Annotated in this window: 21 protein-coding genes; 12 read left to right on the top strand and 9 right to left on the bottom strand. The window is 70.6% G+C overall.

The annotated features are described in order from the left end of the window. Positions 1–4: 4 nt before the first annotated feature. Positions 5–742 carry a response regulator transcription factor gene (locus tag SMIR_RS11340; protein ID WP_054236710.1) on the bottom strand — a complete coding sequence of 246 codons (738 nt, stop codon included), beginning with the start codon at positions 740–742 and terminating at the stop codon, positions 5–7. A 113-nt stretch (positions 743–855) separates the two neighbouring features. Next, entirely contained in the window at positions 856–1533 is a 678-nt protein-coding gene (locus SMIR_RS11335) for a spermine/spermidine synthase domain-containing protein (protein ID WP_168501294.1), read from the bottom strand. A 407-nt stretch (positions 1534–1940) separates the two neighbouring features. Between SMIR_RS11335 and SMIR_RS43430 the strand changes: the two genes are divergently transcribed. The 4 genes from SMIR_RS43430 to SMIR_RS11315 all read left to right on the top strand — a co-directional run bounded on the left by SMIR_RS43430 (position 1941) and on the right by SMIR_RS11315 (position 3928). Continuing rightward, the gene (locus SMIR_RS43430) at positions 1941–2135 is read left to right on the top strand and encodes a hypothetical protein (RefSeq protein WP_249938413.1); all 195 of its coding nucleotides are present in this window, start codon (positions 1941–1943) and stop codon (positions 2133–2135) included. A gap of 120 nt (positions 2136–2255) precedes the next feature. Next, positions 2256–2456 (top strand): hypothetical protein, encoded by a 201-nt coding sequence (locus SMIR_RS11325; RefSeq protein WP_212726949.1) that lies wholly within the window; start codon positions 2256–2258, stop codon positions 2454–2456. A gap of 140 nt (positions 2457–2596) precedes the next feature. Further along, positions 2597–2947, top strand: a complete 351-nt coding sequence (locus SMIR_RS11320; protein WP_248003117.1) for a TetR family transcriptional regulator C-terminal domain-containing protein — start codon at positions 2597–2599, stop codon at positions 2945–2947. A gap of 54 nt (positions 2948–3001) precedes the next feature. Beyond that, positions 3002–3928, top strand: coding sequence for a rhomboid-like protein (locus tag SMIR_RS11315; RefSeq protein WP_248003118.1), 927 nt, complete (start codon positions 3002–3004; stop codon positions 3926–3928). A 105-nt stretch (positions 3929–4033) separates the two neighbouring features. Here the strand turns inward: SMIR_RS11315 and SMIR_RS11310 are convergent, their stop codons facing one another. Continuing rightward, positions 4034–4543, bottom strand: coding sequence for a sulfatase-like hydrolase/transferase (locus SMIR_RS11310; RefSeq protein ID WP_249938412.1), 510 nt, complete (start codon positions 4541–4543; stop codon positions 4034–4036). 110 nt (positions 4544–4653) lie between these two features. On the opposite strand from SMIR_RS11310, the gene lon reads away from it, so the two are divergent. Continuing rightward, complete coding sequence (lon, locus tag SMIR_RS11305) at positions 4654–7071, top strand: endopeptidase La (protein WP_168495447.1); 2418 nt, start codon at positions 4654–4656, stop codon at positions 7069–7071. 180 nt (positions 7072–7251) lie between these two features. On the opposite strand, the gene SMIR_RS11300 is transcribed toward lon, so the two are convergent. Then, positions 7252–8073, bottom strand: a complete 822-nt coding sequence (locus SMIR_RS11300) for a lysozyme (RefSeq protein ID WP_212726948.1) — start codon at positions 8071–8073, stop codon at positions 7252–7254. A gap of 290 nt (positions 8074–8363) precedes the next feature. On the opposite strand from SMIR_RS11300, the gene SMIR_RS11295 reads away from it, so the two are divergent. Together SMIR_RS11295 and SMIR_RS11290 are read left to right on the top strand one after the other, a co-directional pair. Then, positions 8364–8882, top strand: coding sequence for a MarR family winged helix-turn-helix transcriptional regulator (locus tag SMIR_RS11295; protein WP_168495465.1), 519 nt, complete (start codon positions 8364–8366; stop codon positions 8880–8882). Positions 8883–8894: 12 nt separating this feature from the next. Then, complete coding sequence (locus tag SMIR_RS11290) at positions 8895–9326, top strand: MarR family winged helix-turn-helix transcriptional regulator (RefSeq protein WP_101400623.1); 432 nt, start codon at positions 8895–8897, stop codon at positions 9324–9326. Positions 9327–9344: 18 nt separating this feature from the next. Here SMIR_RS11290 and SMIR_RS11285 read toward each other — a convergent pair whose 3' ends face one another. Then, the gene (locus tag SMIR_RS11285) at positions 9345–10133 is read right to left on the bottom strand and encodes a protein phosphatase 2C domain-containing protein (RefSeq protein ID WP_168495468.1); all 789 of its coding nucleotides are present in this window, start codon (positions 10131–10133) and stop codon (positions 9345–9347) included. Between the two features lie 404 nt (positions 10134–10537). Here SMIR_RS11285 and SMIR_RS11280 point away from each other — a divergent pair, with 404 nt between their 5' ends. Genes SMIR_RS11280 through SMIR_RS11260 form a run of 5 tightly spaced genes read left to right on the top strand, consistent with a single transcriptional unit; the run spans position 10538 to position 16254 of the window. Continuing rightward, positions 10538–13417 (top strand): sensor histidine kinase, encoded by a 2880-nt coding sequence (locus tag SMIR_RS11280; protein ID WP_168501296.1) that lies wholly within the window; start codon positions 10538–10540, stop codon positions 13415–13417. Further along, a complete protein-coding gene (locus SMIR_RS11275; protein WP_168495470.1) occupies positions 13414–13917 on the top strand; it encodes a roadblock/LC7 domain-containing protein in 504 nt (167 codons plus the stop codon). Before SMIR_RS11280 ends, SMIR_RS11275 begins: the two co-directional genes overlap by 4 nt. Then, positions 13914–14321, top strand: coding sequence for a DUF742 domain-containing protein (locus SMIR_RS11270; protein WP_075028888.1), 408 nt, complete (start codon positions 13914–13916; stop codon positions 14319–14321). The genes SMIR_RS11275 and SMIR_RS11270 overlap by 4 nt, the downstream gene beginning before the upstream one ends. After that, positions 14302–14976, top strand: a complete 675-nt coding sequence (locus SMIR_RS11265; protein ID WP_168495472.1) for a GTP-binding protein — start codon at positions 14302–14304, stop codon at positions 14974–14976. Before SMIR_RS11270 ends, SMIR_RS11265 begins: the two co-directional genes overlap by 20 nt. Positions 14977–15000: 24 nt before the next feature. Next, positions 15001–16254 (top strand): styrene monooxygenase/indole monooxygenase family protein, encoded by a 1254-nt coding sequence (locus SMIR_RS11260; protein WP_168495474.1) that lies wholly within the window; start codon positions 15001–15003, stop codon positions 16252–16254. A 70-nt stretch (positions 16255–16324) separates the two neighbouring features. Here SMIR_RS11260 and SMIR_RS11255 read toward each other — a convergent pair whose 3' ends face one another. The 4 genes from SMIR_RS11255 to SMIR_RS11240 all read right to left on the bottom strand — a co-directional run bounded on the left by SMIR_RS11255 (position 16325) and on the right by SMIR_RS11240 (position 19589). Next, positions 16325–17413: a C40 family peptidase gene (locus tag SMIR_RS11255; RefSeq protein ID WP_168495476.1), complete on the bottom strand. Its 1089-nt coding sequence runs from the start codon at positions 17411–17413 to the stop codon at positions 16325–16327. 102 nt (positions 17414–17515) lie between these two features. Further along, positions 17516–17824, bottom strand: coding sequence for a DUF8847 domain-containing protein (locus SMIR_RS11250; RefSeq protein ID WP_168495478.1), 309 nt, complete (start codon positions 17822–17824; stop codon positions 17516–17518). A gap of 25 nt (positions 17825–17849) precedes the next feature. Continuing rightward, positions 17850–18575 (bottom strand): TetR/AcrR family transcriptional regulator, encoded by a 726-nt coding sequence (locus tag SMIR_RS11245; protein ID WP_168495480.1) that lies wholly within the window; start codon positions 18573–18575, stop codon positions 17850–17852. An 84-nt stretch (positions 18576–18659) separates the two neighbouring features. Beyond that, positions 18660–19589 carry an AurF N-oxygenase family protein gene (locus SMIR_RS11240; RefSeq protein WP_212726947.1) on the bottom strand — a complete coding sequence of 310 codons (930 nt, stop codon included), beginning with the start codon at positions 19587–19589 and terminating at the stop codon, positions 18660–18662. Between the last annotated feature and the right edge of the window lie 111 nt (positions 19590–19700).

The following is a 19700-nucleotide window of genomic DNA, read 5'->3' as shown; positions in this document are numbered from 1 at the left end:
CGGCTCAGGGAGTCGGGGTCTCCAGCGCGTAGCCCACGCCGTGGACGGTACGGATCCGCTCGGCACCGATCTTCCGGCGCAGTGCCTTGATGTGGCTGTCCACGGTCCGTGTGCCCGAGGCGTCCGCCCAGTCCCAGACCTCGGCCAGCAACTGCTCGCGGGAGAGTACCGCGCGCGGAGTGTTGGCGAGGCACACCAGGAGGTCGAATTCGGTGGGCGTGAGGTGCACGTCCTCCGAGCGCACCCGCACCCGGCGCTGTGCGTGGTCGATCTCCAGCTCGCCGAGGCGCAGGATCCCGCTGCGCGGTGTCGAGGCGGCCACCACGGCCCGCTCGACCCGGCGCAGCAGGACGTGCACGCGCGCGGCCAGCTCGCGCATCGAGAACGGCTTGGTCATGTAGTCGTCGGCGCCGACGCCGAGCCCGACCAACATGTCGGTCTCGTCGTCGCGCGCGGTGAGCATCAGCACCGGCACCGGGCGCTGGGCCTGCACGCGCCGGCAGACCTCCAGGCCGTCGAAGCCGGGCAGCATGATGTCGAGGATCAGCAGGTCGGGCTGCCAGGCCTCGGCTGTGTCGACGGCGGCCGGTCCGTCGCCCGCGGTTTGCACGAGGAATCCCTCGGCTCGCAGGCGGGCCGCGATGGCGTCGACGATCGTCGGGTCGTCCTCGACCACCAGCACCCGGCGCTGAGCGCCTGGCGTGGCCGCCGTGCCGTTGTGCGAGGTGTGTGTCTGCTCCATCGCCCGCCCCTGAGGTGTGCTTTCCGGAATCCGTGGGGTGATCCCATGACTGCGCTTGACGCTTGAATGATCTGCGCCAGGGAAGCAGGGTACGGGCAGTCACCTTCGCTCGGCTATCCAGGCCCGACCCCGAGATGGACGACGTCCGGAACGCCCCGGGCAACGGGGATCTCTTCGGTACGCACCTGGTGGAATCCGGCATTCCGCAGCGTTCCTTCAAATTCCGGAGAGGGCTGCGCCGACCACACGGCGAGTACCCCGCCCGGCTTCAACGCCCTTGCGCAGCTTGCCAGTCCGGCCGGTCCGTACAGCCCGGTGTTGTCCTCGGTGACGGTCCAGTCGGGCCCGTTGTCGATGTCGAGGCACAGTGCGTCGTACGTGTCGGAAGTCTCATTGACGTGAGCGAGCAGGTCGGATCTCACGATCTCGGTCCGGGGGTCGGCGAGCGCCGCCGCGGTGAGTTCGGCCAGCGGTCCGTCGCGGTGCCAGTCGATGACGGCCCCTTCGCGCTCGACGACGGTGATGTGACCCCAGCGCGGGTCGGCGGCTGCGTGTGCCAGAGAAAACCCGACACCGAGCCCCCCGATCAGCACCTTCGGCTCCGCCCGCCCGTCCAGGGCGTCCAGCGCGGCGTCGACGAGCAGCCGCTCCGAGCGGCCGTCGGAGGTGTCCATCAGGAAGCACCCGTTGGCGATGATCTGGAGCAGTGCGCCGTGGCGCCGCAACACGACCTCGCCGTAGGGGCCTTCCCGGCGATCGATGACTACAGGGATGTCGTACGAGGCAGTCATGGCACCCATCCTGGCACTTTCACCAGGATGGGCAGCGGAATTAACCCTCGGGGGGCGGAGGTTCAGTCCGTGCCCGTAGGAGACCACGGGGTCTTCGGTGTCGTCGGGGAGGACGTCCGGCCGTGGCGCCTCCACCGCCGCCGTGGAGCGCGGCAGTTCGAACGGCAGTCGCCCCTGGGCCCGCGCCCGTCCGAAGACGACGTCCAGGAGTGCAGTGTCGCTCGCGCCGTAGTCGGCGACCAGCGAGGCCGCCCTCGCGGCGATCTCGGGCAGGACGACGGGCCGTTCGAGGCTGACGCACACCAGCGTGGGCACCGCGTCCAGCAGCCGCAGGATCTCCTTGAGCTCGTCCTCCCCAGTCCTTAGGGACAGTTCTCGAAGAGGCCGAGTTTTTCGCGCGGGAGTCGATGTACGGATTCATGGACGCGTTCCTCCGTGACGCGGCCGAGCGGACCGGTTCAACGATCATCTCGGGGCACTGCGCGGCGCTCCAGGCCCGCGCGGGGAACAGTTCGCCGAGCACGGGCGCGTCGGTGAGCAGGCCCCAGTCGGCGCAGACGATGCCGTCGAAGGCGAGGCAGTTCACGCAGGAGCCCCAGTGAGGACATCGCGATTGAAGCCGAAACTGACCTCATTCCCAGTCGGTGCCCCTCGGCTGCCCGCGCAGCGAGGGCGACCGGGATGCCCAGACAGGTGCTCGCGGCCGGCTCGGGAGCGGCGACGTGCATGAGGGTCCGTCGGTGGCGAAGGTGCCGTCCGCGTTCATGCAGAGCACGGAGTGGAACAGCTTGACCCGCCTTCTTCTCCAGCGACACACGGGAGAGCAGGTCCTCGACGCGCTTGTCGAGGGGGTGGTGTGGATCGCGGTGACGGGCTTCTTGAAAAAGGGGCTACTTGACGGAGTGGAGGTACTGGACGGCTAGTGCGTCCAGTACGGCGGCGATCGAAGAGGAACAGCGCACCGTAGTTGCCCCGTCTGTGTACTGCGGCGCAGCGAGGAGCGCGACGTCGAGCGGTTCTTCGCCGTCGAGGCGCACTCGGCCACCCCACCCACGCGTTCTTCGTGAAGCGCTACGCCGATCTCGTCGAGGTCAGCGCGGGCACGCTGCGCGAGGCGGTCGCGGGCGGCGAACTGAAGCCCGACACCGACTGCGAGGCGCTCGCCGAGGAGTTCGCCGCCGTCATGGACGGCATCCAGTTTCAGTGGGCCCTCGACCCCGCGGGTGTCGGCATGGCCGCCCGGATGCGGGCCTACCTCGACCGATTGCTGCGCTCGATCACCGTCTCGGGCACGGGGCTGCCGTCGGACGCGCATACGGACGGACTCGGACGCGTGTGCGGACACGGCGACCGCGGACGCCGTACCCGCTTATCAGGTTGCTATGAATCGCCTCCCACGTGGCGTCGGTCATAGACAGCGGCGCCGCGAGCCCCCAAGGGTGGGGCGGGACGGAAGGAGCCCCTCACCTTGGACCGGAGCACGACCGCGACGGCGACGGCAGTGGCGACGACCACAGCCCCGACGGCCTCCTCGGCCGATGCCGCGCTCAAGGACCCACAGACGGGCTCGCTTCTCCTGGACGGGGTGCCGCGACAACGCGGCGCCACGGCCGTGCCGCCCGCCCCCCGCCCGGCGACGACACCCCCTGTACTCGCCCCTCCCGCCCCATCGGTTCCACCCGTCTCCCGCGCCCTCGCCCGGCTGCGGTCGCTCCGTCCCTGGCGGTTGCTGCCCACCCCGACTGGAACGCCCTTCACCTTCGGGTACGCGGCCGTTCTCACCGTCACCGCGATGGTCACCGACTACGCGGACCCCTCCCTCGTGCACGCCTTGCAGCAGGGGTCCAGCACCGACGTCGCGCACCTCGTACGCGAACCGGTGCTGGTGCTGCTGGCCAGCGCGCTGTGGATGGCGGGCGGGATCACCTCGCCGTACGCCATCGGGTTCGTGCTGGTGCTGACCGCGCTGGAGCGGCGGATAGGCGGCCTCCGGACCGCCGGAGTCTTCCTGCTCGGGCACGTCGTGGCCACCCTGGCCACCGAGGTGCCCGTCGGCCTTTCCGTGCTGGCGGGAGGCCTTCCCGACAGCTCCCTGCACCGCCTCGACTACGGCATCAGTTTCGGCGTCGCCACGAGCGTCGGCGCGCTCGCCGGGCTGCTGAGGCCCTGGCTGCGCTGGCCGCTGCTGGTCGTCTTCGGCTCGATGGTCGTCGGGGACCTGCTCGAATTCGCCGACCCGATGACGGACTGGGGGCATCTGATGTCCCTGGCGATCGGGGTGTCGACCTGGCCGCTGGTGCGGGGCTGGCGCCGCGCCCGTACGGTGGCGGCCTCCAGCCCCGCCGCCCCCGCCGCCGTACACACCGCTCAGATGCCCGGCACCGTCGCCGCCTAGCGGTCGGGGCGGTCGCGGCGGGTCCGGGCCGGTCCGGTCGGGTGAGGTCGCCCGGGCCGCCGTCAGCCGTCGGGCCAGCTCCGGGACACCGAAGCGGTGCTCCTGTTACGCACTCGCGATCGGCTGCTTGTCCTGGCGGTTCCACCACCACTCGGTGAGGACATGGTCGCGGTCCCGGGTGCCGAGCAGCCAGTGGCTGTCGTGCGGGGTGTCCGGGGTGATGCCCGCCGCGTCGAGAAGGGTGGGCGCGATGTCGACGTGGGCCGTGAGCCGGTCGTCGGTCCTGGCCGTGCCGAGTCCGCCGCCCGGCCACGACAGGTAGAACGGCACCTCCAGGCTCGGCCGGTACGGCACCGACTTGCGCAGCCAGCCGTGGTCGGCCCAGAGCAGGCCGTGGTCGCCCGTGTACAGCACCAGGGTGTTGTCGAGCTGCCCGAGCGAGCGCAGTTTGTCGCGGAAGTCCCGCATCGCGTCGACCGCGTCGACCGGGCGCGGTCGCACGGGAAGGGACGGCGGGCCGACGGCGTTGACCGCACCACAGGCGTTCGCCGTGGGTTTGCGGCGGAGTGAGGCCGACCAAGAGGTAAGCGCGGCGGGTGCCCCGCTGACCTGCACGGATGTCTCCGTGGAGAGCGATCGCTCACAGCGAACAGACCCCGGGGAACAATCCGGGGCTCACGTGCATTGAGTCGGCATAGCTCAACTTGACTGCCTAGGGAGAGATAATGGCTTCGACGTCCACACCGCTCACCCTGCCCGTGTTGCCGCTCGACGACGAGGTCGTGCTGCCCGGGATGGTGGTTCCGCTGGACCTTAACGACGCCGATGTACGCGCCGCGGTGGAGGCCGCCCAGGCCGCCGCGCGGTCGGAGCCCGGCAAGCCGAAGGTGCTGCTGGTGCCACGCATCGACGGGGCGTACCCGAGCACGGGCGTGCTCGGCACTGTCGAGCAGGTCGGCCGACTGGCCGACGGCGACCCGGGCGCGCTGATCCGCGGCCGTGGGCGCGTGAAGATCGGCGCCGGGACGACCGGCCCTGGTGCCGCCCTGTGGGTCGAGGGCACCCGGGTCGACGAGACCGTGCCCGACCCGCTGCCCGGCCACGTCGCCGAACTGGTCAAGGAGTACAAGGCCCTCGCCACCAGCTGGCTGCGCAAGCGCGGCGCCTGGCAGGTCGTGGACCGCGTACAGGCCATCGACGACGTGTCCGCCCTTGCCGACAATTCCGGTTACTCCCCGTTCCTGAGCACCGAGCAGAAGGTCACGCTGCTGGAGACCGCCGACCCGGTCGCCCGGCTGAAGCTCGCCACCGAGCAGCTGCGTGAGCACCTGGCCGAGCAGGATGTCGCCGAGTCCATCGCGAAGGACGTCCAGGAGGGCGTCGACAAGCAGCAGCGCGAGTTCCTGCTGCGGCGCCAGCTCGAAGCCGTCCGCAAGGAACTGCGCGAGCTGAACGGTGACGCCAAGGAGGGGGAGGAGTCCGACGACTACCGGACCCGCGTCGAGGCCGCCGACCTCCCCGAGAACGTCCGCGAGGCCGCGCTCAAGGAAGTCGACAAGCTGGAGCGGTCCAGCGACCAGTCGCCGGAGGGCGGCTGGATCCGGACCTGGCTCGACACCGTCCTGGAGCTGCCGTGGAACGAGCGCACCGAGGACGAGTACGACATCCAGGGCGCCAAGGGCATCCTGGACGCCGAGCACGCCGGTCTGGAAGACGTGAAGGAGCGCATCACCGAGTACCTGGCCGTGCGCAAGCGGCGCTCCGAGCGCGGTCTCGGCGTCGTCGGCGGGCGGCGCGGCGGCGCAGTGCTCGCGCTCGTCGGTCCGCCCGGTGTCGGCAAGACCTCGCTCGGCGAGTCCGTCGCGCACGCGATGGGCCGCAAGTTCGTCAGGGTCGCGCTCGGCGGCGTACGGGACGAGGCCGAGATCCGTGGCCACCGGCGTACGTACGTCGGCGCGCTGCCCGGCCGTATCGTCCGCGCCATCAAGGAGGCCGGGTCCATGAACCCGGTGGTCCTGCTGGACGAGATCGACAAGGTCGGCTCCGACTTCCGCGGCGACCCCGCCGCGGCGCTGCTCGAAGTCCTCGACCCCGCCCAGAACCACACCTTCCGGGACCACTACCTGGAGGTCGAGCTCGACCTCAGCGACGTGGTGTTCCTGGCGACGGCCAACGTGCTCGAAGCCATCCCGGAAGCGCTGCTCGACCGTATGGAACTGGTCCGGCTCGACGGGTACACCGAGGACGAGAAGGTCGTCATCGCCCGTGACCACCTGCTGCCGCGTCAGCTGGAGAGGGCCGGTCTGGAGAAGGAGGAGGTCGCGCTCGACGAGAGCGCGCTGCGCAAGCTCGCCGGGGAGTACACCCGGGAAGCGGGCGTACGCAACCTGGAGCGGGCCGTCGCACGCCTGCTCCGCAAGGTCGCGGCGCAGCACGAACTCGGAGAGCGGGAGCTGCCCTTCACGGTGACCGACGCCGATCTGCGCGGGCTCATCGGACGGCCGCACCACGTGCCCGAGTCCGCTCAGGACCCGGCCGAGCGCCGTACCGCGGTGCCCGGTGTCGCCACCGGTCTGGCCGTGACGGGCGCCGGCGGTGACGTCCTCTTCGTGGAGGCGTCGCTGGCCGACCCGGAGACGGGCGCGGCCGGTCTGACCCTGACCGGTCAGCTGGGTGACGTGATGAAGGAGTCGGCGCAGATCGCGCTCTCCTTCCTCCGCTCGCACGGCGCCGAGCTGGAACTGCCGGTCGGCGACCTGAAGGACCGGGGCGTGCACATCCACTTCCCGGCGGGCGCGGTCCCCAAGGACGGTCCGAGCGCGGGCGTCACCATGACGACGGCGCTGGCCTCGCTCCTGTCCGGCCGACTGGTCCGCACGGACGTGGCGATGACGGGTGAGGTCTCACTGACCGGCCGCGTCCTGCCCATCGGCGGGGTGAAGCAGAAGCTGCTCGCCGCGCACCGGGCGGGTGTCACCACGGTCATCATCCCGAAGCGCAACGAGGCCGACCTGGACGACGTCCCGGCCGAGGTGCTGGAGAAGCTGGACGTCCACGCCGTCACGGACGTCCGCCAGGTCCTGGAACTGGCGCTGTCGCCGGCCACGAACGGCGCGACGCCGGAGGTTCCGGTAGCGGCGTGACGGACGCTGCCGGAAGGGAAGGCCCGGGTCCCGTGAGGGAGGCCCGGGCCTTCGCCGTGCTGTCAGCCGTTTCTGTCGGCTGTCAGCCGACATCGGTCGTCTGAAATCTGAAATCTGAAATCTGAAATCTGAAATCTGTCAGCTGTCAGTCGTCAGCCGCCATCTGCCATCTGCCATCGGTCAGCCGTTGGCGAGCGCCTGCACCCGGTCCAGGCCGCCGTTGAACTTGTCGTGATCACCGACCGTAGGTCCGGACGAGGTGTACTGCCACAGCGTGTAGTACGCCCAGCCGGTCGGCAGCGTGCCGGGGTCGGCGGCGTAACGGGCGATCCACAAGGGGTTGGCGGAGGCGAAGCCGCCGTAGTTGCCGGTGCAGTCGCTCCACCAGCTGGTCGCCGTGTAGATCACGGCGTCCCGGCCGGTGCGTGCCTTGTACTGGGTGAGGAAACTGCTGATCCAGCTGACCATCGCGCTCTGCGTCTTGCCGTAGCAGGCGGCCCCGTACGGGTTCCACTCGATGTCGAGCGTGCCCGGCAGCGTCCTGCCGTCGCCGGACCAGCCGCCGCCGTGGTCCACGAAGTAGTTGGCCTGGGTGGCGCCGCTCGTCGTGTCGGGGGTCGCGAAGTGGTACGCGCCGCGGATCATGCCGACGTTGTACGAGCCGTTGTACTGCTGGGCGAAGTAGGGGTTCGTGTAGTACGTCCCCTCGGTGGCCTTGGTGTAGGCCCATTTGACCCCGCTGCTCCACAGGGTCGACCAGGCGACGTTGCCCTGGTAGCCGCTGACGTCCACGCCTTCCGTCTGGGTGGCGTCACCGGTGTTGGGCGTGCCGGCCTGGCCGTCGTGCGCGAGGACACCCATGCCCATTCGGGCGGAGCCCCGGGCGGGTGTGTCGGCGGCGGAGGAGGAAGGCGGGGCGCACAGCAGGGAGAAGGCGGCGAGCAGGGTTCCCAGCGCGAGCAGGCGCAGGCGGTGGGGCGTTCCGGATCTGTGCACGGGCATGACGTGCCTCCGAAGGGCTCGATGGAGCCAGGTGGGGGGAATGGTGCGGACTTGCGTGTCGTGAGTGGTGCGGGCATGCGTGCCGTGAGCGGGGGGTCAGGTCCTCGTCGACCTGGCGGCGTGGGCATGCCATTGGGTGTCTGTCCACGAAGCTACGCACGGGGAGAACGTGCTGGGAAGAGGGGCCGTGGGCTGCCGTTGGTCTACGCCTGAGAAATACTTACGGAGCTGTGGCTATGGCCACCTTTGGCGGAAACTTTCAGAGTCGGGAAACCGGGTGAGGGGCAGACGTGCGCGAGGACAGGAACGGAGGCCGGTATCCGGCCGGCCTCGACGGGTCGGGCAGGGGTGTGGACCAGCCCGCCGCGCACGGCGGCGCGGACCCCGAGTTCCTCTCCCTGGAGCGCGAGTTGACCGTGTTCCTGCGCCGTGCCCGCGCCAACCAGGGCGAGATGGCCCGCGAGGTCCATCCGGACCTGGAGTCCGCCGCGTACGGACTCCTCGTACGCCTCGACGAGTGCGGCCGCCAGCGCGCCACCAAGCTGGCCGGCTACATCGGCGTGGGCAAGGCCACGATGTCCCGTCAGCTGCGCGCCCTGGAGGAGCTCGGCCTCATCGCCCGTGAGCCCGACCCCGCCGACGGCCGTGCCTGGCTCGTCCACCTCACCGAGGAGGGCCGCAGCCGGGTCGGCCAGGTGCGCGAGGCGCGGCGCGCCCGGTACGTGAGCGAGCTCGCCCACTGGGATCCTCGCGAGGTCGCGGAGCTGGCGCGGCTGTTGCACCAGCTGAACCTCGGCATGGAGAAGTAGGAGGAGGCGGGCGTGGACCAGGAATTCCCCGCGCTGGAGCGGGAGCTGACCGTGCTGCTGCGGCGCGCCCGGGCCAGTTCCGGTGAGATGGCCCGTGAGGTCCACCCCGACCTGGAGTCCTCCGCGTACGGGCTCCTCTTCCGTCTCGACGAGTGCGGCCGCCAGCGCGCCACCGAACTCGCCGCGTACATCGGCGTCGGCAAGGCCACGATGTCCCGTCAGCTCCATGCCCTGGAGGAGCTCGGACTGGTCGCCCGTGAGCCCGACCCCGCCGACGGCCGTGCCTGGCTCGTGCGTCTCACGGACGAGGGCCGGCACCGGTTCCGCGCGGTGCGGGAGGCGCGCCGGGCACGGTATGTCCGCGAACTCGCGGGCTGGGACCCGCGCGAGGTCGCCGAACTGGCCCGGCTGCTCAACCAGCTGAACCGGGGCATGGAGAAGTAACGCTCCGATCCGCCCGACTCACCAGTCCACGAACACCACCGTCGCGTCGTCGTGCGTCTTGCTCCGCCCCAGCCGCGTCCGCGCCTCGGCGTCGGCCCGCTCCAGCGTCCGTACGCGGTCCACGAGGGCCTGGGCGCCCTCCTTGCGGACGACGGTGAACAGGCCGCCCCAGTCGCCCTCCCCGAACTTCTCCAGCCAGCGGGTCGCGCCGTCCGTCAGGGCGGCCAGGGCACGGACCTCGGCCCGGGGCACGGTCCCCGTCACCGCCCGGGCCGCGACCGACGGATCGGCGGCGGCCGTGAAGAAGCCCCCCTCCTTGTTGCGGACGGTCGCGTCGGCGATCGCGTCCGAGGCGAGGGAGGCACGGGGGACACGGGTGAGCCGGTCGTCCAGGAGCGGTGTCACCGCGCCCGCGGGGGACTCCAGCAAAAGGGCCGAGTCGGAGAGGACCAGGTACTCGACGAGGTCGGCCGACCAGCGGGCGAGGACCACGGTTGCCTGGGGCGTACGCGGGTGAGAAAGGTCACAGGTGTCGGAGTGGGCCTCGGAAGTGCGCCGGATGGACCGGGAAAGGATCTCCGCCAAGGTCAGATCCCGGTGGGAAACGGACAGTTCGGTCAGGGCTCCGCCGAGGCGTGCGGAGAACCAGTGGACGGAATGCAGACAGCCGTCGTCGCCCGGCGGGGGAGTCACGCCGTCGAGGACGACCAGTGATCCCCCTTGTCCTGACGCCGGAAGGCCGACCGATGCGAAGTCCTCATTGGGGCGGGCCGGATCGCCTGGCTCGGAGACGAGTTCGATGCGCATCCAGCCAGTCTGCACGAGCCCTTCACAAGGTCCACGAAAGGCTGGCAACGGTCGCGGGACCGGTGCGGACCAGCAGCTCAGCCGCCGGGTTTGGCATGGAATGATCGACTCCGGCAAGGCGTGGCGGCGAATACTGCCAAAGCGCGCCGCAGACGTCCAACCGGCCCGCCGCGCAGGGGGGTCGCACGCGCCAGAGGAACTTGCCCGCCAACTCCCGTCCGGGGTTCACTCCTTCGGGTGGCGGGCCGGACGATGCGGGACCACTGCCCACCGGCACTGGGAGGGTCGGGAGCCGATGGGACACCCCCTGCTCGAGCGAAGTCGAGAGCTTGGGGAGGGCGGACGCCCAGTTGACGGAACGTCACCCGGGCCCTTGGGTACACGAGTCAGGAATGCGAGCACCGGTGCAGAAGATGCGGTCTCGGCGCACAGGCAAGCAGTCGGCCTCCGGAGCCGGGCAGTCGGCCTCCGACGGGGGTGCGGAACGCACGCCGGGTGCCGCGGGGCACACCCCCGCGGGCAAGGGCCGCTCCGCTCACGTGCGCAATCGGCTGATCGTCGCCGTGGCGGTCGTCGCGGCCGCCATCGCCGGTGCCGGAGCCCCCACGGTCCTCGCGGCCTCCGAGCAGCTGAACGACTCCCAGAACCTGGTGACGCTCGCAGGGCGGACCCAGCAGGCGCTGACGCTCGCCCACTCGTTGGCCGACGAGCGCGACGAGGTCACCTCGTACATCGCCGCGGGCCGGCCGAAGTCCAAGGCGCCCTCCGAGCAGCGCAGCGCCCGGGTCGACCGGCAGGTCGACGAGGTGCGGGCGGACGAGGACGCGCCCGCCGTCCTCCTGAAGGACCTGGACGGCATCGGCACCGCCCGCAGAGCGGCGCTCACCGGCAAGAGCACCGCTCTCGAAGCGCACGAGGCGTACTCCGACGTCATCACCGAACTTCACGCCCTCGCCGAGGACCTGGCCGAGCAGCTGCCGCCCCGCGCGGGCTCCGGCGCGCACGCCCTCGCCGAGCTGGACTCCGCGGTCCAGCAGTCCGCCGCCGCCCGCGGACTGCTCCTCGCGGCCCTGAACATCCCGCGCACCACCCAGACGGTCATCAACCCCGTCACCGGCCTGGCGTCCACCACCAGCAGTTCGTCCTCGGCAGACACCAAGCAGCGCGACGCGCTCAGCGCCGCCGCTCAGCAGGCCCGGCTCCGCTCGGACGCGGCCCTCGCGGACTTCCGCGAGACGGCCCCCAAGGACGCCACGGCCTCGTACGACTCCACGGTCACCGGACCCGACGTCACGACCGCGGACAAGTACCTCACCGAGCTCACCGACCAGCCGACGCTCTCCGACTCCGAGCTCGACTCCAGCACGAACAAGGTGGACGCGGCGCTCTCCGCCCGCGTCGAGCTGATGCGCGGCAGCGAGGCCTCGCTCAACGACCACCGCACCAAGGACCTGGAGCGGCTGCGGGACGACGACGTCACCGCGCTGGAGGTCCGGATCGCCCTCATCGGCACCCTGCTGCTGGTCGCGGTCGGCGTCTCGATGGCCATGGCCCGTACGCTCACCCGCCCGCTGGCCGTGCTGCGCCTGGGCTCGGCCCGCCTCGCCGCGGACCCGGGAGCGCAGGAGCCGGTGAAGTTCACCGGCCGCAACGACGAGTTCGCCCAGGTGGTCCACTCCGTCAACGCGCTGCACGCGCACGCCGCCGCGCTCCATGAGCGGCTGACCACCCTCGAAGCGGACCGCAAGCACCTCATCGGGCAGCGCCGGCTGATGGCCGACGAGCGCGACAGGCTGCGCGCGGAACTCGCCGACGCGGCGGCCCACCTGGAGCAGGTGCGCGGCACCATCCACGGCACCTTCGTCAACCTCGCGCTGCGCACCCTCGGCCTGGTCGAGCGGCAGCTCGGGGTCATCGAGGGCCTGGAGGAGCGCGAGCAGGACCCGGACCGCCTCGGCACGCTCTTCAAGCTGGACCACTTCGCGACCGTCATGCGGCGCCACAGCGAGAACCTGCTCGTCCTCGCCGGCCACGAGCACGTCCAGCACCACGCGGGCCCCGTCCCGCTGGTCGACGTCGTACGGGCCGCGGTCAGCGAGATCGAGCGGTACGAGCGCGTCCGTATCGCCGTGTTGCCGCCGCACGCGCACCTCGCCGGGTTCGCCGCGGACGACCTCTCGCACCTGGTGGCCGAACTCCTGGAGAACGCCTCCTCGTTCTCGCCGCCGGACCTGCCCGTCGAGGTCTCCGGCTGGCTGCTGGAGAACGGCGAGGTGATGCTCTCCGTGCAGGACGAGGGCATCGGCATGGCCGCCGACCGGATGGCCCAGCTCAACGCCCGCCTCTCCGAGTTCGACCCGGAGGACGCCTACGACCAGGAGAGCGGCGAGGGACTCGGGCTCGGCCTGTACGTGGTGGCCCGCCTCGCCCACCGGCACGGCGTCCGCGTACAGCTGCGGGAGCAGAAGCAGGGCGGCACCGCGGCCGTGGTCGTCCTCCCCAAGACCCTGTTCGCGACCGCCCCCGCCGTCACGCTCCCCTCGGCCTCCCCGGTGGCCGGTGCCGCCCCCTCGGTCGTCCTCCCGGGCGCCGACGCGGAGGCCAACTCGAACGTGCTGCGCGGCCGTTCGGCCCTCACGGCACGGGACCAGGCGAGCCCCGTCGTTCCCACCGCTCCCGCCGGTGACGAGGACCCGCTGATCGCCGCCGCGCAGGAGGCCGTACGGGCGGACGCCGCCGCGCAGGAGGCGGCATACGCCCCCGAGCCGACGCTCTCCGAGACCACCATGGAGCTGCTGGCACCGCTGGTTCCGCCGGACGAGCCGGTGGGTGCCCTGGCGGACGAGCCCGCAGCGTCCGGGCCGGCCCCCGCCCCGGACGTCGCCCTCCCCACGCAGGCCACCACCGACCCCTACGTCGGCACTCCCGACCCCTACGCCATCGGTCCCGACTCCCATGAACGGGTGTCGGACGAGGAGCCGGAGCGGGTCACCGACAAGGGACTGCCCAAGCGGACGCCGAAGATCTCGGCGCCCGCACCGGTTCCCCGGCCACGCGTCGGCGGTGTGGACGCCGAGGCGCTGCGGCGCAGGCTCGGCGGCTTCCACCGGGGCGCGACGGAGGGCCGTCGCGACGTGGAGGCCGAGATCGCCGAACAGACGGCCCAGACGCCCACCCCGCACCACCCCGCACAAAACACCGCGCCGGACCAAGCGCAGGACGCGGTGCGACAGCAGGACGCAGTAGACGCATCGGGGGGCACAGTCGAGGAGGCAAGCAGTTGACCGCGCCCAGTACCTTCGGCCTGAGCAGTGAAGCCCGCAATCTGCACTGGCTGCTGACGAACCTCGTCGAGGAGGTGCCGGGCCTCCAATCGGTCGCGGTCGTCTCCTCCGACGGTCTGCTGCTGCTGTCCTCCGACCCCGGGAGGAACGCGGAGGCCCGCACCGGGGCGGAGGCGCGTCCCACCGGCCCCAAGGGATCCTCCGCCGACCTCGCCACCATCGTCTCCGGCATCGGCAGCCTCACCATCGGTGCCGCCAAGCTGATGGACGCGGGCGGAGTGAAACAGACGATGGTCGCGATGGACGAGGGCAGCCTCTTCGTCATGTCGATCAGCGACGGCTCGCTGCTCGGGGTGCACGGCGCCCCGGACTGCGACATGAGCGTGGTGGCGTACCACATGGCGCTCTTCGTCGGCCGTGCCGGACACGTCCTGACGCCCGAACTCCGCAGCGAGCTACGCCAGTCACTCGAAGCCAAGCCGACGGGGAGTCCCCAGTGAGTTCTTCCTCCGCGCCCAAGCTCCCCATACGTGGCGGGGACCGCAAACCGGCCCGCGTACGCCCGTACTCGCTCACCGGCGGCCGTACCCGCTTCGGGCACGTGCTGCTGGTCGAGACGTTCGTGGCGGCGCTCGAGGCCCCCGAGGAGCGCAAGGAGCTGACCAACGGCTCCCTCGCGACCCGGGTGATGCCCGAGATGCAGGCCATCGTCGAACTCTGCCGCCGGATGCGTACGGTGGCCGAGATCGCCGCCCTGCTCAGGATGCCGCTGGGCGTGGTCCGCGTCCTCCTGAGCGACCTGGCGGACCAGGGAAAGATCCGTGTGTACGGAACAGGTCACGGCCCGGGACAGCCGGACCGCGCTCTGCTGGAAAGGGTGCTGAATGGACTCCGTCGTCTCTGAGGGCGCGCCGAGAACGGCCTCTCCCGCCTCGGCCCCGATGCCTCTGGCCCCGGTGCCGCTGTCCGAGTGCGACGAGAACCTCCAGGCCTGGCAGACCGACCGCACCCGCGCCCCGATCGCGACGAAGATCGTGGTGGCGGGCGGCTTCGGCGTGGGCAAGACCACGCTGGTGACCGCGGTCTCCGAGATCACGCCCCTCCAGACGGAGGCGCTGATGACCCAGGCCAGCGAGGAGACGGACGACCTCACCGGCACCCCGGACAAAGTGACCACGACCGTGGCCATGGACTTCGGCCGCATCACACTCGACGACGACCTGGTCCTGTACCTCTTCGGCACACCGGGCCAGCAGCGGTTCTGGTTCATGTGGGACGACCTGGTGCGCGGCGCGATCGGCGCCGTGGTCCTCGCCGACACCCGCCGCCTCAAGGACTGCTTCCCGGCGCTCGACTACTTCGAGAGCTGCGGACTGCCGTACATCGTCGCGGTCAACCACTTCGACGGCAGCGAGCGGTTCGACGCCGACGACGTGCGCGAGGCCCTCACGGTGCCTTCACACATACCTGTCATGATCATGGATGCCAGGCGCCGGATCTCGGTCGTCGAGACCCTGCTCGCGCTGGTGGGGCACGCGCTCGACGTGAGCCCCGAATAAGACGTACACGGAGTTAGGACGCGCATGCGGAAGATACTCGTCGTCGGAGCCGGTCAGTCCGGACTCCAGCTTGCCCTCGGCCTCCAGTCGCACGGGTACGAGGTCACCCTGATGTCGAACCGGACGGCGGACGAGATCCGCACCGGGCGCGTCATGTCGACGCAGTGCATGTTCCACACGGCACTCCAGCACGAGCGCGATCTCCAGCTGAACTTCTGGGAGTCCCAGGCCCCGAAGATCGAAGGACTCGGCGTCTCGGTCGCCGCCCCCGGCTCGCACGACCCCGGTCCGACCCAGCGGGCGATCGACTGGGTGGGCCGCCTCGACGGCTACGCGCAGTCGGTCGACCAGCGGGTGAAGATGGCCGGCTGGATGGAGACCTTCGCCCAGCGCGGCGGCCAGCTGGTCATCCACGGTGCCGCGGTCTCCGACCTGGACTACTTCGCCCGTACGTACGACCTGGTCCTGGTGTCGGCCGGCAAGGGCGAGCTGGTCTCCATGTTCGGCCGGGACGCGGCCCGTTCTCCGTACGCGGAGCCGCAGCGCGCCCTCGCGGTCGCCTACGTCCACGGTCTGGGCCCGCGCCCCGAGCACCCCGACTACGACGCGGTGCGCTGCAACCTGGTCCCCGGCGTCGGTGAACTCTTCGTCATGCCGACCCTCACCACCTCCGGTCGCGCGGACATCCTCTTCTGGGAGGGCATACCCGGTGGCCCGGTCGACGCCTTCAACGGCATCAAGGACCCCGCCGAACATCTCTCCCTGACCCTGGAACTCATGGAGAAGTTCGTGCCGTGGGAGTACGCCCGGGCCACCAAGGTCGAACTCACCGACGCGAACGGAACGCTGTCCGGACGCTACGCGCCCACCGTCCGCAACCCGATCGGCCGCCTCCCGGGCGGCGGCCTGGTCCTGGGCGTCGCCGACGTGGTCGTCGCCAACGACCCGATCACCGGCCAGGGCTCCAACTCCGCCTCCAAGTGCGCGGCGGCGTACCTCGGCGCGATCCTCGAACACGAGGACAAGGAGTTCGACGAGGCGTGGATGCGGTCCGCGTTCGACCGGTACTGGGACACGGCCCAGCACGTGACGAAGTGGACGAACGCCATGCTGGGCGTGCCGCCGGAGCACGTCCTCAACCTGATCGGGGCCGGGGGGCAGATTCCGGCGGTGGCGCATCGTTTCGCCAACGGGTTCAACGACCCGGCGGACTTCGAGAACTTCTTCTATGAGCCGGAGAAGACAGAGGCGTATCTGGCTTCCGTGACGGGGGCCTGAGCCTGTCCTTCCGGGTGCGGGGAGTCCGTGGCTGGTCGCGCAGTTCCCCGCGCCCCTCGGGGGCGCGCCCCTAACGGGATGCGAGCCTCGGCGGTGTGTAGTGCCGCAGGAGCTGTCCGTCCGGGTCCGGGCGGACGGCTCCGAGCAGCGGGTTGGCGGCGATGGGGGAGACCTTGACGTCGGTTCCCGGTCTCGGGGCCTGCACGACCAGGCCGTCCCCCAGGTACAGGGCGACATGGGTGGCCTCGGGGAAGTAGATCACCAGATCCCCGGGGCGGAGCTCGCTCAGCGGAATGTGGGGCAACCGGGCCCATTGTTCCTGGCTGGTCCGGGGGATGGGCCGCCCGGCGTGCCCCCAGGCCTGCGAAGTGAGCCCCGAGCAGTCGTACGCCCCGGGACCCTCGGCCCCCCACACGTACGGCTTCCCGATCTGCTCCACGGCGTACCGCACCGCCTTCTCGCCCTCCCGCGTGGGCGGCCGCGCACTGCTGAGCGCCCCTGACGCCACGAACTTCCGCTGCGCCTCGGTGACTCCCGACTTCTCCAGCCGGGCGAGCTCGGCGAGCTGACCGGAGCTGAGCGAGGCGAGCAGCACCTCGACGTCCTTGAGCCGCCCCCGCACCTCGTCGCGCTCCTTCTTCTGCCTTTCGGCGAGAGCGAGTTGACCGTCGAGCGCCTTGCGCGCCTTCCGCGCAAGACCGTCGGTCCTGCGCTCCGTTCCCTGCAGCCGGTCGACGGTCTCGATCCGCTCGTGCGCCAGCTGCCCGATCACATGCCCCTCGTCCAGGGCGTGCTGCGGATCACGGGCGAGCAGCAGCCGTACGTACGACGAGATCTCGCCGCTGTTCTGGTACTGCTGCCGGGCGAGCCGCCCCGCCGCCATGCGGCTGTCGTGCAGCGAGAGGCGGGCCTTGGCGAGGTTCCCGTCTAGGCGGGCGACCTCGGCCTTCTGTTTCTTCAGCTTCTCAGCGGTGGCGTTGTACGTCTCGGTGGCGCGCTCTGCGTCCTGGTAGAGCTGCTGAAGATCCGTCAGCAGCCTAGTCACGGATCGCTTTTCAGCCCCGGGGTCCGGCGCGGACACCACCGCCGGCGCGGAGGCCAGCAGCACCCCCGACGCCATCGCGGCCGTACAAGCCAGACGTACAAGCCTTCCTGACACTTCATCACCTCCGGTGCCGAGGTGGTACCTCCACCTCGCACCGGCAGGATCGGGGAGGCGCATCCCGAGCGCGCGCCGACTGACCGGTTCGGCCCAAGAATCTCACTCGTCGGCGTGGGACTCCGGCGTGGCTCCCGCACTCTTGCCGCCGGGCTTGGACCAGGGCCACTTGGGCCCGCTTCTCGCGTCGCCGGAGGGGTCGTACTCGTACTTCCACGACTGGTGCAGTCCCAGTCGCCTGCTCACCCGCGCCTGGACCCGCCGGTAGACGAGCACGGTCGGCGGCCCGCCGTCGGCATCCGGAACCGGAACCCGGTACACCTTCGGCGGGTGTCCGGTCAGACCGAGCAGGACGGGCAGCACACGCCCGTCCAGCGGGCCGCCCTCGAAGGGGGTGTCTTCGCTCTTCACGGCACCAGTGTCACAAACGCACGCGTCACAGCAGCCGAGCGGCATCACCGATCACCGGAAGAACCGCACGGGCCAGCCCGCCCAGGGCCCCATCCCGCTCCTCCAGGACGAGCGCGGCCCGCACCACTGCGGCGGTCTGCGGATCACGTCCGGCACTGACCACGAGCATCGCCACGAACTGCTCCACGAGCCAGTCCCGCAGCTCGTCCAACGGCGGCTCCTTGCCCCCGTCCAGCCAGCTCAGCGAGGCACCCTCCACCGCCGTGATCCACATCCGCACGGTCATCCGCAGCCGTCGCCCCGGATCCTTCACGCCCAGATGATCCAGAATGTGCTCTGCCGCCGCCCGCCGCACGCCGTCCACTATGGCCGTCGTCCTGGAGGTCTCGACGACGCTGCCACCCTGAAGCAACGCGGTGAACCCGGCGTCGTGCTGGTCCACGAACGCCAGGTACCGATCCAGAGCCCGGGCCAGCCGCTCGCTCAGCGGTCCCTCGGGGGGCTCCGCGAAACAGTGCTCCAGATCCTCCGCGGCGGACCGCAGGGCAGCCTCGTACAGCTGTTGCTTGCCGCCCGGGAAGTACCGGTACACGAGAGGCCGCGACACGCCCGCCGCCTCCGCCACGTCATCGAGCGAGACCTCCTCGGGCGCCCGGTGCGCGAAGAGGGACAGCGCCGCTTCGAGGAGCTGCGAGCGCCGCTCCTCGACACTCAGCCGACGGTATGCGGGGGTGGGAGCCTGCGAGGTCATATCGGCAGCGTAACGGCCAGGACACGAGCCCCCTTCCCAGTAGCAGCCGCGACCCACCCCCCCGGTCCCGCAGACGCCCCGCCCTCAGGCCAGCAACCCCGACGCCTTCCACAGCCGCCGCCCGACCCCCCGCAGCACCCCGATGTCGTCCAGGAAGTCGGTCAGCCGCTTGGCCCCGGTCTGCATGACCTCCCACCGGTGCCCGCTCGCCCGCACCTGCGCCACGGCCTCCCGCCGGTCGAGGCCGACGTTCGTGTAGACCTCGGGATTGACGAAGGCGACGGAGAAGACCCGGGCGAACTCCCCCGAGGTCACCCGCGTGAACTCCTGCGACCACCGCGGCGCCGTCACCATCTGCCGCCGCAGCTCCTCCCGCGCGTACCGCACGTGCCGTGCCTCCTCCACCACGTGGATGCGCGTGACCCCCCGTATCAGGCTCTGCACCCGCTCGTCCGGAAAGGTCAGCCGCTGCATCCAGTCGAGGATCTCCTCGCCGAGGAGAGTCGCCGTGAAGGACCCGGGCGTGGTCGAGATGGTCTTGAAGACCCGTCCCAGGTTCAGATGCGTCCGGCTCACCGGGTAGTACGGCGTTCCACCGTGCGAGATCAGCCGGGCGAACATCTTCGAGTGCCGGCACTCGTCCTCTATCTCGGTCAGCGCATAACGCACATGGGCGCTCGTCGCCGCCTTGTCGTAGATGTGCCGCACCAACAACTGCATCAGAATGATCTCGAACCAGATCCCCAGCGAAGCCAGAGCGGCGGCCTCGTGCTGCGAGAGCAGAACCCGCTGCTCCTCGCCCATCCGCTTCCACAACGGGGTGTCGTACAACGACACCAGCTCCGGCGGCCAGAACCACTTGCCCTGCTCGAAGGGTGCGTCCCAGTCCAGTTCCTTGTCCGGGTCGAAGGAGTGCTTGGCGGAGGAGTCGAGCAGCCGCTCGGCGACCTGCTCCCGGTCCTTGAGCAGACCGAGCGCGTCGCGCAGCGCATCCACTTCTGTCACGGTCGTCATGGCTGTTCCCACTTCGTCGTACGGGATTACTCCAGGAGTTACCGACGGTCACGACTTATGAGACTGCTTGTCAGCAAGCTCGTCAATCCCTTGCGCGCGACTTGTTGACGA

It is taken from the genome of Streptomyces mirabilis (genome assembly GCF_018310535.1).
Lineage (GTDB): Bacteria > Actinomycetota > Actinomycetes > Streptomycetales > Streptomycetaceae > Streptomyces.
This window is presented reverse-complemented; position numbering and strand designations above follow the sequence as displayed.